Below are 16,953 nucleotides of genomic sequence, written 5' to 3'. Positions count from 1 at the left end.
TCAAATATCAAAATTTCCTCCGATATTTGTTACATTATAGTTATAAAATAGCATATAGTCAATGTCTTTTAATTCTTGGCTCAAGTCAGCTTAATACTGCGGATGTATCGCGCCTACTTCATAGTAGAATATCATTCCGTCGTAAAGATCTGTAGGCGCCATCTCAACACGATAACTTGAATGCATAAGATAATATATTCCTGAAAAGCCTTCTCCGAGAGAACCCATTGAAACTTTAGAGTTCACAATAGAATGGAGCTTAGCGTTGTTTTCAGGTGAAAGAGATCCAAAGTCAAGGAAGAATCGATTTCCATCAACATACTTGGCCTGATAAGCAATAGGATCCGCTGTTGTCACATAATAGTCCTTACGCTTATATTCACCGGGGCCTCCAAGATAAACTCTGATATTGGATTTTCCCTTAAAGAAATCTGTTCCGAGGCTGTAGTAAGCGTCACCGTACTTTTCCTTAAGAACACCGCCCATTGTGACCTTCATAAACATGCTCTGTCCCTTCTTTGCAATGTGGCCGTCGTGTCCCGCTAGCATTATCTTGCCCGATCCGATTTCTTTTTCAAGATCAAGGATCCAGCTTACATTCTCAGCCATTGCTGCGTCTCTGAAATTGTTCATTTCCTGAGTATCCTGCATTCCGTAGTCCATTGCGGTACATACATTGTCAGTAATCTTAAGAGCGCATATTGTATCAAAATCGCGTTCGCTTCCGGCAACACCTTCAATAGCCGACTTAAGTTCAGCCATTTCGCTCTTAACCTTATTGCGCTGGTCATCTGATAAGGGTTCTATCCTTTTCTCATCAATAAGAAGGTTTGTAGCGGAAAGATCTGCGCCTGTTATTGTGCTCTTTGCAATGTAGTCCAAAAGGAATTGTATGCCCTGCTCGGGATTCTGCATATCAAAACCGTAAAATCTAAGTTTCTTATCCTCAGGTGCCGATGCGTTGTACTGCTTCATCCAATCTAGGATATCCGCCATCTCATTGGTGTGATAGATTGTAAAACTCATGTTGTTTACGATTTCCCTTGCATCGCCTTCACCGCCCTGAATATAGGCATTTGCGGCAAGGCAGTCACCGAAATCCGCTTCGATCGCGATGGCACGATAGTCTTTCTTTTCCACAAGCATCTTAAGCATTTCAAGCTTGGACTCCTGAAACTCTTTGCTTCCGTGACTTGCTTCTCCAAGACCAACAATCTGAACATTATCCGGAATCTCTATCTGGTCAAAAGGAACCGCCGCATCAACAACTTCCTTGTTCTTGTGACTTGCAAGTACTGTCTTGTAGTTAAGCCCTATTACCAGAGCCACACTCACCGTAACTATAATTACCAACAAAACTTTCGCGATTTTCTTTAATACTTTCATTATTCTTTTTCTCCCCATAAACTATGTTGTAGTATTGCTTTGAAGTAATTCTGTAAACAAGGGTATAAATTAACAAAAACACCAGACAGACTATCGCAATCGCACAGCAAAAAGTAGACATTTTGACATATAGGATCATACCCATAAACAATTTTAAGATTTTGCTTGCGAACATCATATGCACGATTGCAGTGCATACCGGCAAAAAGAACATGAGCATTACCTGACTCTTTATTACTCCTCTTGCCTCTTTATCTGAAAGTCCTGCATTTGACAGGATCTCAAATCTCTTTTTATCCTCCATGCCTTCAGACATCTGCTTGTAAAAAATGAGCATAACTGTCGCGATAAGGAAAAGTATCGTGAGGAATATTCCAACGAAGAAAACTCCACCGTAAAGACTGTAGAACAATTCTCTTTCCTCGTTTTTATAAGAAAAGGTGCTAAATCCGTATTTTCCGTTTATCTCATCTTTTAAAATCTGTATCTGTTCATCAGTAGTTTTTTCGTCTACATCAAACGAGATTGTAAGTGTATTGGACAACTGAGGAACATCGGGATTATTTTGAATTATCAAATCTTTTTCTGCTTCATTTGCAATAACTATATATTCAACGTCACAAAAATTGGCATAAGAATCATCATCCCCTATAACGTTTCCATCTATGCTCTTTTTTACATAAAACTCTGTTCCGAATATTGAAAAGTTCTCACCCTCTTTTACTTTATTATCTGTACTGTATCGTAAAATCTCTCCGGGACTAAGAGTTTCTTTCTCTCCGGTATATAGATAATAATCATCCAAAGTCACTATATATAAGCAACATGTATTGCTTAAATCTTCACGCGGAAAGCAATCCGGTTCTACCCCTTTTTCTGTTATTTCACCAAAAGAAATACTATATCTTCTACCAATCCTGTTTTCGGCCTCAATACCTGATTTATCAAGTGCTTCATCAACTGACTTTCCTACTTCCTCCAAGGATAAACCATCATCAGATGCCAGACTTATAGCAACATCGTGGGGATACATGATATCAATATTCTGCTCACCAAGCATCATAAGTGATGAAGTACAAGCAAGTAACAGAATCACTCCCGTCGAAAGAATACATATAGACGCAAGTCCCGCAGCATTATGTTTCATCCTGAACATAAGATTTGAAACACTTATAAAATGCTTTGTTTTGTAATAATAATCCTTATTCTTTTTAAGCATTTTCAGAACAAAAATACTTCCGGATATAAAAAGTGCATATGTTCCCACAGATACAAGTACTATCGCTTTAAAAAGACTTGTCATTGCAACCAGGGTGCTCTTAGCTGTAAGAGCCATATAGTAACCGTAAGTAATTGCGACAACACCGATAATAAGCAATATAATCTTTACTTTAGGCTCTTTTTCTCCGACATTCTCACTCTTCAGAACTGATATCGGATTTGCCATATTAACAGTAAGAATATTGTAGATAAGACATACCGCAAAAATAACCATAAAAAATACAAGTGTGATCAGCGTTGCTTTAAGCGAAAAATCCAGTCCTTTCACAAATGGTTGCTTTACAATCTTGAAAAGAAAAAGGACTGAAATCTTATTCAAAAAAGCTCCTGCAAAAATACCACCCCCTATTGAACATGTACTCTGAACAAGACTCTCGATTAACATGACAAAAGTAACATTCTTTTTACTAAGTCCAAGTACGCCGTAAAGACCAATTTCCTTTCTGCGACCTTTCATTACAAAACTGTTTCCGTAGAAAACAAAGATTACCGCAAATATTCCAACAGCTATACAGCCTATCGTCATGCAGAAACGAAGAAAATCTGCTCCATAAAATGCCGGATTTCCATTTTGTATAAGAAACTTACTGTTCACCAATGACAACAATATATGAAAAACAGTAATTGTAACGGAACACAAGGCAATATAAGGAATTACTGTCTTCTTATTATTCTTAAGTCCCGTAAACGCCAGTCTTGTAAGCAAGTTGTTATTCACTGTCCTCTCCTCCTCTCATCAGTACTGTAACTGCATCGCAGATCTTATCAAGCATTTCGCTTCTCTTGAGGTTTCCTCTGTAGATCTGGTGGAACACTTCGCCGTCTCTTATAAACATAACTCTGTCTGCATAGCTTGCCGCAACATTACTGTGAGTTACCATAAGGATTGTCTGTCCGCTCTTGTGGATGTCACGAAGCTGGTGCATTAGGTTTGTAGCTGCCTTTGAATCAAGCGCTCCTGTGGGTTCATCTGCAAGAAGTATCTGAGGTTTGGTAATAAGTGCTCTTGCAACTGCTGTTCTCTGCTTCTGTCCGCCTGAAACTTCATAAGGATATTTGTGAATTAGATCCGCAATTCCAAGCTCTTTTACAAGAGGTGCAACCTTATCGTCCATTGTTCTGTGGTCTTCGCCTGCAAGAACAAGCGGAAGCTTTATATTATCTTCTATTGTGAAATTATCAAGGAGATTGAAATCCTGGAAGATAAATCCAAGGTTGTTTCTTCTCATAATCGCTCTCTCGTTGTCTTTTAGCGCCGAGAAGTCCTTGCCGTTAACCAGTACTTTGCCGGCTGTAGGAACATCAAGGCTTGCAAGGATATTCAAAAGAGTTGTCTTACCGCTTCCGGACTCGCCCATGATTGCTACGAACTCACCCTTCTCTACGCTGAAATGCACATCCTTAAGCGCTGTGACTGAATCTATTCCCATTTTTGTCTTGTATACCTTTTTTACGTGCTCAACTTCAAGTACTGCCATTTTATCTTCCTCCGTAGTTGTATTTATTCCCATCCAATTGCTTTATTATGATATACGAATTGCTCCATAACTATCGTCATTCCCGCAATTCTATAGCCAACACACTTTTGAAACCTATATCATAATAACAAAAAGGGAAATGCAATACCTTTTCATTGGCTTACATTTCCCACTGCTAATCTTACGTTTATGTAAGTTAAGCGATATTTCTTCAGATATACTTTGAATCCCGTGCATTTACCGCTTCTTTGCGGACCGTAATTATGACATCGCATCCCTTGCCAAGTTCCGACTCTATGCGTATGCCGTGTCCAAGCTTGTTACACACGCCCTTGCACAGATAAAGGCCAATCCCGCTTGCCTTCTTATCTACACGTCCGTTATAGCCGGTATAGCCTTTTTCAAACACTCTCGGAAGATCATCGCTCTTTATTCCGACGCCGCTGTCGCTTACAACGATCTCTTTTCCCTCATCCGTATCACGGGAAAAAATCTTGATGCCGCCCTCTTTGGTGTATTTAAGCGCATTTGACAGTACCTGTTCAAGGACAAAAGAAAACCACTTATCATCCGTAAGTATATCGCAGTCAAGATTTTTAAGTTCGATTGAAAGATGCTGATGGATGAATATTGTCGAAAACTTTTTTACCACCTGCTTTACAAGCGGTAAAAGCCTGCACTTTTCAAGGACAAGATCACTTGACAGCTCATCAAACCTCAAGTAATTAAGCGCCATCTCAACGTAGTTCTCTATCTTAAAAAGTTCTCTCTTGCAAGAGTAGTTATTGGGGTTCTCATCTTCAAAAAGGAGCTTTAGCGCAGCAATCGGTGTCTTCACCTGATGTGCCCAGAGCGCGAAGAAATCCTCTTTTTCTCTTACTTTCTCCCACCTCATCTTATCTTTTTCCTGCTCGATATCGCACTCACCGCCGATCCCCGTCGTATCAGCATTGGGCTTACGGTTAACGATTGCAGCGATCACTGTTATTATCAGGGCAAAAGATATTTCATAGAAAATAAATTCAGTCTCAATATGATACAGAACACCGATTCCCCAGAAAATAAGTATGAATGCCAGATTTGCCACAAAATAAATTCGGTTGTTCTCCCAGATTTTTTTAATCACCAACGATATATCCCAATCCTCTCTTGGTTGTAATAAATCCTTCCGCTCCTGCTGCCTCCAGCTTCTTGCGGATTCTCGTAATATTGACGGTCAGTGTGTTGTCATCGACAAACTCCTCCGCGCCCCAAAGTCTCTCCATTATGCTCTCTCTCGATACGACTTTGCCGGGCTGTTCCATAAGTGTCTTTAAGATCAGATACTCATTCTTTGTAAGCTCAAGCCTGCTATTTCCTGCTGTAACGGAAGTATCATCAAGGTTGAGGCGCACATTTTTTACCTCAAGCTCATGTACCGAAATGCTCTCTCCGTAGCTCCTTCTAAGAACTGCCTGAATCTTGGCTGTAAGAACCTGGAGGTCGAAGGGCTTTGATATAAAGTCGTCGGCTCCCATATTCATAGCCATCACGATGTTCATATTCTCATCGGCAGATGATACGAATACGATAGGTACCTGCGAAACCTTCCTGATCTCACCGCACCAGTAGAAACCGTTGTACGCGGGAAGCTTTAAGTCCATAAGCACGATGTCTGGCTTAAATTCCTCAAATTCTGCCATGATATTCTGAAAATCCTCTGCTGCCTTTGCTTTCATCTGCCAGGTCTCAAGGTGTTTTGCCACCTGACTTGCTATTATCTCATCATCCTCAACAATAAATACTTTTTTCATCCGGTCTCTCTTTATGCCCTTTCATATTATGATTTTTTTATCCTAGTCAGCGACAGCACGCACAGAACTAAGCCGATTGGAAATCCTATTCCGGCAAGGACTCCGGCCTTTAGATTATCTCCCATCATCTGGGATACATTGCCTACTATGGCAGGCCCCACGGAGCCGCCTAAATCTCCCGCAAAAGCAAGGAGCGCAAACATTGCGGTTCCACCGCTTGGAATCGTTTTGGAAGATATGCTGATAGATCCGGGCCACATGATGCCGACCGAAAAGCCGCAGATAGCACAACCGATCAGTCCCAGCGCCGGGATATCGGAAAGTCCTGCAAGCAGATAGCAGATAAGGCAAAGTATTCCCGAAAAGATCATGAATACGGACAGATCGACTTTCATTCCAAATTTGCCATACAAAGTTCTGCTGATTCCCATAAATAGTGCAAATCCGCACGGGCCCGCAAGGTCTCCCACTGTCTTTGATACATGAAGCGCCGACTCCGCAAAAGCGGAAGCCCACTGAGCCATAGCCAGCTCCGAAGATCCTGCGCATACCATCAATACAATAAATATCCAAAAAATTTTTGACCTTAAGAGCTGCGCAATTGTCATCCCTTCTCCTTCATCGAGAAGGTTTTCCATGGGACAGGTCGCAAAATTGTAGATATTATATAACGGTATGATTGCCCAGATAAGTGCAAGAATTTTCCAGTTACCAAGTCCAAACAGTGTAAAAAACAACGTAGAAAACAATATTACAGCCAAGGAGCCCCAGCAATAGAACGAATGAAGAAGGCTCATCACAGAGTCCTTATTCTCAAACGGACACGCTTCTATGATTGGGCTTGCCAATACTTCTATAAGTCCGCTTCCTATGGCATATATAATAACGCAGACAATAATTCCGATAAACGGAGACGGTGTCACGTCCGGAATCACCGAAAGCCCCGCAAGTCCGGCTCCGCAAGTAACTTCCGAAACAATAATGCACGGACGATAACCTACTTTATCCACAATTTTGGCGCAGGAAAAATCTACTATCAACTGAGTCAAAAAGAATGTTGTTGATAGAAAAGCCAAATTTCCTAAAGAAATGCCGTAGTCTTTATGAAATGTCAAAAATAGCAGCGGAAGAAAGTTTGCACATATGGCCTGTGTAATAAAACTCAAGTAACAGGCAAGTAATGTCTTTTTATATTTTTTCTTTAACTGCATTTTAGTTCACCCACTGTACTTTTTAAGCATCGCTGCTGCCTTTTCTATAGATACGCATTCCGCAAATCTTTTTGGCCACATCATCTCGTTGTAGTATCTGTAAGTAGTCTCCGCGTCCATATAATCGTTGTCAAAAGTTGAATTTGTACCTGCAGGTACAATGACTTTGTAGCCTCTTTCAAAAGCGGATTTTATTGTCGCATCTATGCAAAAATTCGTCTGAAGCCCCGTTATCATCAGCTCTTTTTCACCTGTCTGCTTAAGATACTCCGCAAATTCACTGTTTCCAAAGCTGCTGTTTATGGTTTTTGTATATATCTTCTCATTTTCCACAGGCGCAATTTGATCAGCGATTTCAAAGTCCTCGCACCCTTTCGTAAATCCCGATCCCGGACCGTCATCATGCACTACGTAGATTACCTCAACGCCATTTTTACGAGCCGTTTCTATAAGATTCGCTGTATTCTTGATAAAAGACTCATATTCAAAAAGTCTCTCATCCGTAATTCCTTTTTGCACGTCAATAACAAGCAGTTTCATGCTGTTGTCACCTTTCCTTTATGTTGTAGTCATTTGTGCCGTCGCTTATGTCGGCGCTTAAGCCGGCGTTTATATCGGCACTTATCTGTAATCGGCGGAGACGTCATCAAATGAGCGCTCTCCCTGAATGTAATCTTTGTAAGCAAGTTCCGGATCTTTTCCGTGAAATACCTTACACAGTCCGCACATATCACAATCTGAAATGCATGGATATCTTTTCTTTATATAATCCCGACGTTCTTCAATCGTCGACTCTTGAACAGAAGGTGCTGTATTCATAATTACCCCTTTATCTGCCTGTCCTGGCGGTATTCTTCCATATATGATTGATTTATCTCTCTGATCTCGCGCTTTCCGTCTATATAATCCTGATATATATCCATCGGATTACCGCCTCCAAGCCAGCAGGAGGAACAATTCTCACAACCGCCTCCACAATCAAGCGATGAACGGATTATCTGTTCTCTCTCTTCTCTTGTAGTATCTTTTATAAGAATTGATTTCATAAAAAATCTCCTATTTTGATCAAAAGTCGTCTTGCCAAGACACTAATCGCGAAATTCCAAAATATCTTCAAAAGGCTTTCTTGGTCTGGGATCCGGCGCCTCATCCGCATATCCAAGTGCAACCGCACATGCAAGCTGTCCTTCTTCGCCTATGAAATCTGACAGTTCCTCGTACGCGTAAAATGTGTTTGCAATCCACAAAGTGCCAAGGCCAATTTCTGTTGCCTTTAATATCATGTTCTCTACCGCAGCCCCTATGGAAAGTGTGTCGCAGATTTCCGTAATCCTTCTGTCTGTTGTTATATTTTCAAACGGCGATCTTCCGTTGGTATTCACAACAGCTATCAGTGCCGGAGCCTGACGCATTATTTTTAGTGTGTTGTACGCATCAGAAAGTAATCTTTTAAAATCTGGCGGAAGCTGCGGCGCTCCCGATACTTTATTCAAACCCGCTTCCATGGTATTCAAAAATTCATTCTTGGTTTCTCCCGAATATGCAATAAATTTCCAAGGTTGCCTATTCTTGGCAGAAGGCGCCTTTACAGCAGCTTCAACAATCTCCCTGATCTGCTCCTTTGATACTTCCGTATCTTTGTACTTTCTAATGCTGCGTCTTTCAACAATACTATCCATATGACCTCCTTGGTTATGATCATTGACCGTCTATGTCTATCATATTATCACGATGTGATATGTTGGTGTACTGTCTTGCTCATCTTTAATCAAATTGTGCGGTATATGATTCTATATACAAGGAAGAAAACCGAAGGTGATGCGGTGGCATAGTGTCCTGGCAAGATGATTTTTTGAACAATATGCCTTATACAGCTATCTTTCTTGTTATAAGGCATACTTTTCTTCACTCAGCGCCTCTTCCTCGGTGTATTGTATGCCTTATTTCATGCTTTTCCTTCTCTGAGGGCATATTTTTCTTCTCTCCGTGCCTCGTCCTCAGCATATTGTATGCCTTATTTCATGCTTTTCTTTCTCTGAGGGCATATTTCTCTTTTCTTAGCGCCTACTCCTCGGCGTATTGTATGTATTCTCGAATGAAATTACAGAAAGCCGCACCAACTGCGGATTTCGTGAGAACATGATTCAGGAGTCAACCAAGCCTCATCGACGAAGTCGACTCTAATTGGCTTGGTTGATGCAATCTTGAACTTCATGTTCAAGATTGCATGCCTCATTTCAAGCATTTTTTCCAAAATACAGATAACGATATACACTTCTACAGTTCTTATCTGTGTTTTTTCGCTGTTTTCCTCTGAATTCTTCATTCAAACACAGATAAATAATATCACCTGCTCATTTCTGATCTGTGTTTTTCGGTCTTTTTCACTGAAATTCCTCACTTAAACACAGATAAATGATATCACCTGCTCATTTCTGATCTGTATTTTTCGGTCTTTTTCCCTGAAATTTCTCACTTAAACACAGATAAATGATATCACCTGCTCAATTACGATCTGTGTTCTTCCGGTATTGCTGCCGGCATCAAAGCCTCGACCTTTTTACAAAGAATGACTTCTCGAATGAAATTACAGAAAGCCGCACCGGTTGCGGATTTCGTGAGAAAGTGATACAAGAGTCAACCAAGCCTCATCGACAAAGTCGATTCTAATTGGCTTGGTTAATGCATCCTTGAACTTCATGTTCAAGAATGCATACTTTGCCAATCTACGCAGCGGAGGACTGAGCCGATGCAGGCATCAACGATTGACGGCAACAACGCAGATGGCAATTTAGACAAATAATAGAATCAACTTATTTAGTGACAGTTGCGCTATACAACTCCACTTTCCGTGATCGCAAAGCTTAAGTTATCCACATCCAACTCAGCTTCTGCGCCGTAAGGTAAAATAAAAATAGGCGATGAATGTCCGAAATTCATATCGCACATGACCGGCAAATCCGGTAAGCCATATTTCTCTGAGATTATCTCCTTTATAGCATTCATATACGGCTCAAAGCTCATTGGTGAGGGCATTTTTCCTATAATAATTCCGTTCAGCAACTGCAAGTATCCTTTTTTGCCCAGATAATCAAAAAATCTTTTTATGTAATCAACATCGCAGCACTCCGGTATATCTTCGAAAAAGAATATCGAATCCTTAAAGTCTTCTTCTCTGACAAGCGGCTGACCATCGGCATCTTTAATTGAGATCAGTTCCCCATGTCCTCCAAATAATTTTCCTCTGACTGCGCCTTTTCCCTGAATTCTTTTTACACCTTCGTTTGAAACAAATGTCTTTTTATAAGATTTATCCGTGTGTTTGTTAGGATCATATGACCATTCGTCTGCAGAAAATATTTCTCCGATGCTCGACGGATCAAAAAAAGTCTTCTCAAACCAATGCTTGCTGTAAGGATGCCACTTGAGATTTTCAGCTATCGTAGTGAGCAGATTATCGCCATAGAAAGTCATGATTCCAAGCCTATAACAAAAAAGGTGCAACGCCATCACGTCCGAATAACCGCAAAAGATCTTTGGATTATCTTTTATAGCTTTTTTCGACAAATAGGGAAATAGGCGCTCTGCGTCATTTCCACCAATATTGCTGATAATGGCCTTTACTTCCTTATTCTCAAAAGCCCAATTTATATCTTCTGCCCGTGCTTGCGGATTTTGAGCCAAATACGACGTACCTTTCATTGAATTCGGAGCGGCTACTACGTTTAGTCCCAGTTCATTAAGTCTCTCACAGCCCAATCTATATTGCCATTTTACGCGCGAAGTCCCTGCACATCCCCATGAAGGGCTAATTGTAGCTACGGTATCTCCTCGCTGCAATTTATTTGGTTTTATCATATTGCTCCTACTATTAGTATTAGTCATAGTCTTTCTTTACCTTTTCAATAGGTTCGACTATGCTGTTTAAGATGCTGTGGATTGGTCTTTTGCTCCTACCGCATAGACGGTTTTTGAGAGGCTCCAACCACAGTCTCTTTGTTTATTTGTTAATCAGTTAGTTACCGCATGACGGTTTATCAAGAAGTAGGTTACGATTGCAAGGAGCCCTGTGGATCTGAAACAGTATCAATACTATTTTTAGGGAGGTCCTCTCAACGCATCTTCCGATATCATGCTATAAATTAATGTCTGTATATATCACTATATCAGAACAAAAACCGGAACACGACAGTTTTGATTTAGTTGTAATAATAAATTATTGACATTCGCAACTATATCATCTAATATTATCACCTAAAGGAGGTTGTATCTGAATGGACCAAGTGAAGCTTTTTAGAGAATATACACGACAGCTCTATCGTAATCTTGAAAATATGGATAGAAGCGATTGTTGCCAGTGCAATGTTAATACTTTGCAATGCTATATAGTTGTTGAAATAGGCAGAGCCCCCGGTATTTGTTTAAAAGATCTGGCCAGCCTGCTCCACGTTGACAAAAGCAGTATAAGCAGAGCCATAGAGGAGCTTGTTCAAAAGGATTATGTTATCAGAGAGCCTTCTAAATCCGATCGCCGCAGCGTTGTTTTGACTCTTACCGATATCGGAGCATCGCATTTTAACAAAATAGAAGCGGACATGTACGAGAAATTCAAAAGGGTATTCTCTAACATTGCTAAAGATAAAAAAGATATGGTTCTTGAAGCGCTACAAATCTTTAATGAAGCTTGCAGAAAAACGGAGGAAAATTGTTGTGATCAGGGAAATGTGTGAAACAGATTGGAAAAGAGTGGCTGAAATATATGAACAGGGCTTATCAAGCGGGACAGCGACTTTCAACACCGAATGTCCCAGCTATGCAGACTGGAATAACAGCCACATCAAAGAATGCAGGTACGTTTACGAAGAGTCCGGCAAAGTTGTTGGATGGATTGCCATCAGCCCGACATCCAGCCGCTGCGTTTATAAAGGCTGCGTAGAAATGAGTATCTATATTGATTCGGCTTATCGCGGCAAAGGGATAGGCACCGCTTTGGTAAATCATCTGATCTCGGAGAGCCAAAAGGCCGGTTATTGGAGCATCTATTCAGCAATAATCTCCATAAACGAGGCAAGCATAAGATTACATAAAAAATGTGGTTTCCGCGAGATCGGATACCGGGAAAGAATCGCCAAGGACAGATTTGGCAAATGGCAAAATACAACTTTGATGGAATATAGAGTTTCATAAATATTTATAAAAAGAGGCCTCTATCCTTTTTTTTGGAGATTGAGGTCTCTACGTTATAAATCACTCTTCTATCGTTCTAAATAGGTTATGTTTGCATCTTCGCAACTTAAATTTGCGACCGCTCTTACTACTATGTTTTTTCCTCAAGCAACGCAGATTAACATTAGTATATCCTGTAACATCATAGTCATGAATGAACATACTCTTTTTATACAAATTCATCTCTATGTTGCTCAAAAAACTCAAAGTATGTCCTTACTCCTTCAAGCTCTGTCCACTTCTTGATATCAACCGGGCTTTCATCCAGATCGTAGATCCGCGCGCCTTTAAGCGCAAGTAAAAACGGCGAATGAGTCGCAATGATAAACTGGCATCCGAAAAAGCGTGCCGAGTTCTGAATAAACTCCATAAGCTCAAGCTGTCTTTGTGGGGACAAGGAGTTTTCCGGCTCATCCAGCAAATATAGTCCATTATCTTTGATCTTCTCAGAAAAATACTGTAAAGCACTTTCCCCATTGCTGTGCGTAATCACATTGCTTCCGATTTCATCCCTGACATATTTAGACTGTGTCTTGGAACGAGCTTCTACTACCTTTTTTAACCGGTCGTAATCATCCAGCGATTTCATTTGAAATGTGGAATTTCTATTCTTGACCCACTCATCAAAAACCCGCTCTCTGTTTCGATCGACACCTTCATTCAGCGCACGCAGATTAAGCATGAAATCAAACACATCATCACTTGTGATCATCCTGATCTCTTCCGGCTTTTCTCCCGGAGTCATTTCAAATCCGCACATCTTTAAGTACTCACCATATAGGCTGCTACGGTTGAACAAAGTATCTCGCTCTGCCTTTAGTTTTTCTGCCATCAGATTGAGCGCCGTACTTTTTCCGGAACCATTATTCCCATACAGAATAGTTATTTCGGCAAAAGACAACGACTCCAGCTGATTTTCCGCAAACACCCCGAACGGGTAAAAAGAGCTATAGCATGTTCTTCTTATGTAATTTACAAATTGCTCTTCTGCGTCAACTCCCGGAAACTGAAAAGAATCAATATACATCCGCTTTATGCCTTTCTTACAGTCTAATCCTGTATTTCTCCGGATTCTTATGAAGTGCGTTTCCAACAGCTCTTATATGCTGCCTTGTAGACCGTTTACTCTAAAACTTTTTTCTTTGCATCTTCCAATGCGCTTATCACCTTGTCACAGAACTTGTCAAAATCTGGGTCTTCTTCATACTCTTCGGAGTGCGAAAGCACATGATCAAGAACCCTACGAACACCCTCATTAAATGGAATATTAGTGGTCATCTGAGGTACAATCCTTTTTAGCTTGGTATTGTCAAACACCACAGATACTGCCTTGTCTCCGAGAAGTTGTCCTCTAAAATCATAGCCGTACTTTTCACCCACATCAGCAAGGAACTCAGATGAAACGTGGTATGCTTTAAGTTCTACAGAAAGAGCATCTGCAATAGTCCTATATATCTGATCCCATGTAAGAATCTCGTCTCCTGTTATCTGAAAAGCCTCTCCAATAGCATGTCTGTTTCCCATAAGTCCTGTAAAGCCTATGGCAAAATCCCTGTTAAATGTTAGAGCCCACAAGGAAGATCCATCGCCCTGAATAATAACAGGCTTTCCTTCCTGCATCCTCTTTATTACCTGATAAAACCCCTTATTGCCATGAACTCCCAGCGGAATATGCCTCTCGTCATAGGTATGGCTTGGCCTTACTATTGTTACAGGAAATCCATTTTCACGGTACTTACGTAAAAGAAATTCCTCGCATGCTATCTTGTTTCTTGAATATTCCCAGTAAGGATTCGCAAGGGTAGTCCCTTCTGTTATCACGTAAGATGCAGCCGGCTTATTATAGGCAGAAGCTGAACTTATGAAGATATACTGATTTGTCCTTCCCTCAAAGAGTCTGTAATCACGCTCAACTGAACTGACATCAAAAGCAATAAAATCGCTAACAACGTCAAATGTCATTCCATCAAGTTTCTTTTTAACATCCTCTTCATCGTTTATATCTGCAATTATCTGTTTAACAGCCTCAGGAACTTCACTCATTCTATTTCCTCTGTTAAGAAGATACAGTTCCCACTGAGGATCCTCAGCAAGCCTTCTTACTATTCCCATACTTATTGTTCCGGTTCCGCCAATGAATAGTGCTTTCATCTCCCGCTCCTCCTTTTACACTTTTATTGTTTTATGCTCCATGGCAGTCTTGATCATCTTTCCCCCAACTTACAGGGTAATTCTGTATTTCTTCAAATTCACCTTGCCTTCTGTGATCTCAATTCCCTCGCTCTCCAATATCTGCGCCTGCTTCCAAGCTCCGCCAAAAGCATACTCACCTGCGAGTTCACCCTTTGAATTGACAACACGGTGACACGGAATGGTGCTTGGATCAGGATTTTTATGAAGCGCATTACCAACAGCCCTTGCCATCTTCCTGTCGCCGGCCATTTCTGCAACATCCGCATATGTGGCAACCATGCCCTTCGGGATTTTTTTTACCGCTTCATATATTCTTTTTGTAGGAGAATCTGTAACAAGGTCATAGCTCTCTGCAATCATCCTCTTTATGACATCATCGGGAATTGAACCATCCAAAATAACCGTGTTCCAGTGCTCTTTATTCTGATGATACGCGGGAAGTACGGCTTTATATGTTTTTCGCCAAAGGTCTCTCCACTCAGCATCAACCTTCAAATTTATATTGATATAGCCATCTTTTTCATATGTCCATAAAAAGGCTTTCTTGGATTTTTTTACCCGAACAAGCTGCCAATTAGGATCATGAAACGGCGCTTCCTGATAGGTGTCCGGGAAAGACATACCATAGGTTAGGGCTTCTTCTCTTGTTTTCATAAGGTGTCTCCTTTATGGTAGTTTGATACGCTTGTTTTGATGATATGATGCTATTTTTTCTGCACCGCACACTTTCGTTCCAGTCTTTCTGTGCGGTGGCATTTTTCTTGTTTCTACACCGTACGCCTTCTTTCTAGCCATTCTGTGCGGTGCTATTTCATACGCCAAAGCGGTATTCTTTTTCATATGATTCTCAAAGCACCTCTCGCCCTCATCAGTGTTCAGCTTGTGATTCTCGGCATCCTGCATGAGGTTGGCTTTACTCCATGCCACGTTTTTTTGATGCTTTTCTCTCCATGCGATGAGGCGTCTCATTTCTGAAAAGTCTCTCCTCCAGAGTCGCTTTTAATTCCCTTTGCGCAAGGGTATCAAATCCAAATATTTTATCTGACACCTCAATACTATCATGATTCATCATCATGTTGTACCTTAGCTTATCTCTAAGGCTCTCTGCCACTGTCATCTTCCGTAACTCGCCTGATTTCCATGGGGTTCATTCTCCTATCTTTGATTATGTCCGAATATTATTTATTCTTTTTAAGTTCTTGTAATGAAAGGATATATTCTACGTTTTCTTCAACAGGAACCATCCCGTCAATCCTGATCACCGGACATTCAATTCCTTCAAGCCATGATGTGACAAAGTCCTCCGGTCTGCTATTAACCTTCGCAAACCATGAATTTTCTATATCGGAAAGATCTCCGTCAGCAAGAATTCTATCACCAAACTTTTGAGCTGAGCGTTTCTTTACCCGCTCCAATCTTGTTTCTTTTGGGGCTTCAACAAGGATAGCGTAATCCAGTTTTGTAAGAAGTTTGTCTCCGTATATTATAGAAAACCGAAAGCCAATCGTCTTTCGGTAAATAAAGCTCCTATCTCAAAATCTCATCAATCGTAGAAACCGTACTAAAACTTCCCGAATGAGTTGAGATGATTTCCTTCATGAGCGGAAGTTCAAAATAGCTGATATAGCAAATGAGTGTGTTGTTCTCTCCGGCGATTGCGCCGCGGGAATCCATGATGGTGCATGTCTTGTTCAGTTTATCCTTTATGTCCTTGATGATTCCGTCTGGATCCTGGGTTATTATCGTTACCTGCTTGATAGCTTCGAAGTGATCGGTGTAGTGGTCGATAACTGCTGTAGCAACGACATAAACTAAGAGGCTAAGGAGCGCCGCAGTGGCATCAATGACTACGAATACCGTGATATAGACCAGAGCGTTAAATCCAAGAAGCATCGGTGTAAGGCTATAGTTACGTCCGGTCCTATCAGAAAGCTTTTTTACCACTATGTTCGCAAGTATCTCCGATCCGTCAATGCACCCTCCGTTTCTGAGAATCAGCGCAAGGCCTGCGCCAAGAATTGCTCCGCCGAATGCAACTGCAAGAAAGTGTTCCGTATTAAGTTCAAAAGGAATTTTCTCAAAAAATTCAAGGCCTACCATGTAAACCACCGAGCCCACGGCGGCTTTTACAGTGAACTTTTTCCCCAGAAATACGTAACCTGCAATTATAAATGGCAAAAAGACAAAGAGAACGCACAGCGATAATTGCAATCCGGTAAGTTTACTGATAATTATCGCAACGCCGGCTGTTCCGTAATCTATCGCATCATTCGGAAGCAGTATCAGAGCGACCGCAAAGCTCGCCATTATGGCTCCGAATATAATTAAGATATATGACAACAGTGCCTTTCTTTTCTTCATATTTTTTTCTCTCCTAAATCCGCT

General features: G+C 40.9%; 19 protein-coding genes. 2 read left to right on the top strand and 17 right to left on the bottom strand.

From position 1 onward, the window contains the following. Positions 1 to 90 precede the first annotated feature (90 nt). The 11 genes from BLP87_RS12910 to BLP87_RS12855 all read right to left on the bottom strand — a co-directional run bounded on the left by BLP87_RS12910 (position 91) and on the right by BLP87_RS12855 (position 11,007). Positions 91 to 1,386 (bottom strand): erythromycin esterase family protein, encoded by a 1,296-nt coding sequence (locus BLP87_RS12910; RefSeq protein ID WP_074463031.1) that lies wholly within the window; start codon positions 1,384 to 1,386, stop codon positions 91 to 93. Beyond that, a complete protein-coding gene (locus BLP87_RS12905) occupies positions 1,307 to 3,385 on the bottom strand; it encodes an FtsX-like permease family protein (protein WP_074463030.1) in 2,079 nt (692 codons plus the stop codon). Before BLP87_RS12905 ends, BLP87_RS12910 begins: the two co-directional genes overlap by 80 nt. Then, a complete protein-coding gene (locus BLP87_RS12900) occupies positions 3,378 to 4,145 on the bottom strand; it encodes an ABC transporter ATP-binding protein (RefSeq protein WP_026515544.1) in 768 nt (255 codons plus the stop codon). Before BLP87_RS12900 ends, BLP87_RS12905 begins: the two co-directional genes overlap by 8 nt. Positions 4,146 to 4,356: 211 nt before the next feature. Beyond that, a complete protein-coding gene (locus tag BLP87_RS12895; RefSeq protein WP_242871866.1) occupies positions 4,357 to 5,271 on the bottom strand; it encodes a sensor histidine kinase in 915 nt (304 codons plus the stop codon). After that, positions 5,264 to 5,938, bottom strand: a complete 675-nt coding sequence (locus BLP87_RS12890; RefSeq protein WP_074463028.1) for a response regulator transcription factor — start codon at positions 5,936 to 5,938, stop codon at positions 5,264 to 5,266. Before BLP87_RS12890 ends, BLP87_RS12895 begins: the two co-directional genes overlap by 8 nt. Positions 5,939 to 5,964: 26 nt before the next feature. Then, a complete protein-coding gene (locus tag BLP87_RS12885; RefSeq protein WP_074463027.1) occupies positions 5,965 to 7,149 on the bottom strand; it encodes an MFS transporter in 1,185 nt (394 codons plus the stop codon). 6 nt (positions 7,150 to 7,155) lie between these two features. Further along, complete coding sequence (locus BLP87_RS12880; RefSeq protein WP_074463026.1) at positions 7,156 to 7,689, bottom strand: cysteine hydrolase family protein; 534 nt, start codon at positions 7,687 to 7,689, stop codon at positions 7,156 to 7,158. A gap of 81 nt (positions 7,690 to 7,770) precedes the next feature. Further along, the gene (locus BLP87_RS12875) at positions 7,771 to 7,968 is read right to left on the bottom strand and encodes a hypothetical protein (RefSeq protein WP_074463025.1); all 198 of its coding nucleotides are present in this window, start codon (positions 7,966 to 7,968) and stop codon (positions 7,771 to 7,773) included. A 2-nt stretch (positions 7,969 to 7,970) separates the two neighbouring features. Then, complete coding sequence (locus BLP87_RS12870) at positions 7,971 to 8,195, bottom strand: hypothetical protein (protein ID WP_074463024.1); 225 nt, start codon at positions 8,193 to 8,195, stop codon at positions 7,971 to 7,973. A gap of 42 nt (positions 8,196 to 8,237) precedes the next feature. Then, positions 8,238 to 8,828, bottom strand: a complete 591-nt coding sequence (locus BLP87_RS12865) for a nitroreductase family protein (protein ID WP_074463023.1) — start codon at positions 8,826 to 8,828, stop codon at positions 8,238 to 8,240. 1,153 nt (positions 8,829 to 9,981) lie between these two features. After that, complete coding sequence (locus BLP87_RS12855) at positions 9,982 to 11,007, bottom strand: S66 peptidase family protein (RefSeq protein ID WP_074463021.1); 1,026 nt, start codon at positions 11,005 to 11,007, stop codon at positions 9,982 to 9,984. A gap of 416 nt (positions 11,008 to 11,423) precedes the next feature. Between BLP87_RS12855 and BLP87_RS12850 the strand changes: the two genes are divergently transcribed. Together BLP87_RS12850 and BLP87_RS12845 are read left to right on the top strand one after the other, a co-directional pair. Next, a complete protein-coding gene (locus tag BLP87_RS12850; RefSeq protein ID WP_074463020.1) occupies positions 11,424 to 11,879 on the top strand; it encodes a MarR family winged helix-turn-helix transcriptional regulator in 456 nt (151 codons plus the stop codon). Further along, positions 11,860 to 12,336, top strand: a complete 477-nt coding sequence (locus BLP87_RS12845; protein WP_330390071.1) for a GNAT family N-acetyltransferase — start codon at positions 11,860 to 11,862, stop codon at positions 12,334 to 12,336. The genes BLP87_RS12850 and BLP87_RS12845 overlap by 20 nt, the downstream gene beginning before the upstream one ends. A 208-nt stretch (positions 12,337 to 12,544) precedes the next feature. Here the strand turns inward: BLP87_RS12845 and BLP87_RS12840 are convergent, their stop codons facing one another. The 6 genes from BLP87_RS12840 to BLP87_RS12810 form a co-directional block, all read right to left on the bottom strand. Further along, positions 12,545 to 13,402 carry an AAA family ATPase gene (locus BLP87_RS12840; protein WP_074463018.1) on the bottom strand — a complete coding sequence of 286 codons (858 nt, stop codon included), beginning with the start codon at positions 13,400 to 13,402 and terminating at the stop codon, positions 12,545 to 12,547. Between the two features lie 95 nt (positions 13,403 to 13,497). Continuing rightward, positions 13,498 to 14,526, bottom strand: a complete 1,029-nt coding sequence (locus BLP87_RS12835) for an NAD-dependent epimerase/dehydratase family protein (protein ID WP_074463017.1) — start codon at positions 14,524 to 14,526, stop codon at positions 13,498 to 13,500. A 69-nt stretch (positions 14,527 to 14,595) separates the two neighbouring features. Next, positions 14,596 to 15,222: a methylated-DNA--[protein]-cysteine S-methyltransferase gene (locus BLP87_RS12830; RefSeq protein ID WP_074463016.1), complete on the bottom strand. Its 627-nt coding sequence runs from the start codon at positions 15,220 to 15,222 to the stop codon at positions 14,596 to 14,598. 12 nt (positions 15,223 to 15,234) lie between these two features. Further along, the gene (locus BLP87_RS16205; protein WP_207648722.1) at positions 15,235 to 15,537 is read right to left on the bottom strand and encodes a hypothetical protein; all 303 of its coding nucleotides are present in this window, start codon (positions 15,535 to 15,537) and stop codon (positions 15,235 to 15,237) included. Positions 15,538 to 15,746: 209 nt separating this feature from the next. Next, positions 15,747 to 15,983: a P-loop NTPase family protein gene (locus BLP87_RS12815; protein ID WP_074463013.1), complete on the bottom strand. Its 237-nt coding sequence runs from the start codon at positions 15,981 to 15,983 to the stop codon at positions 15,747 to 15,749. Between the two features lie 112 nt (positions 15,984 to 16,095). After that, positions 16,096 to 16,929: a YitT family protein gene (locus tag BLP87_RS12810; protein WP_074463012.1), complete on the bottom strand. Its 834-nt coding sequence runs from the start codon at positions 16,927 to 16,929 to the stop codon at positions 16,096 to 16,098. Positions 16,930 to 16,953: the final 24 nt, after the last annotated feature.

Source organism: Butyrivibrio hungatei, assembly GCF_900101605.1.
GTDB classification, from domain to species: domain Bacteria; phylum Bacillota; class Clostridia; order Lachnospirales; family Lachnospiraceae; genus Butyrivibrio; species Butyrivibrio hungatei_B.
The sequence above is the reverse complement of the archived record's forward strand: the minus strand, read 5'-3'. Positions and strand labels throughout refer to the sequence as shown.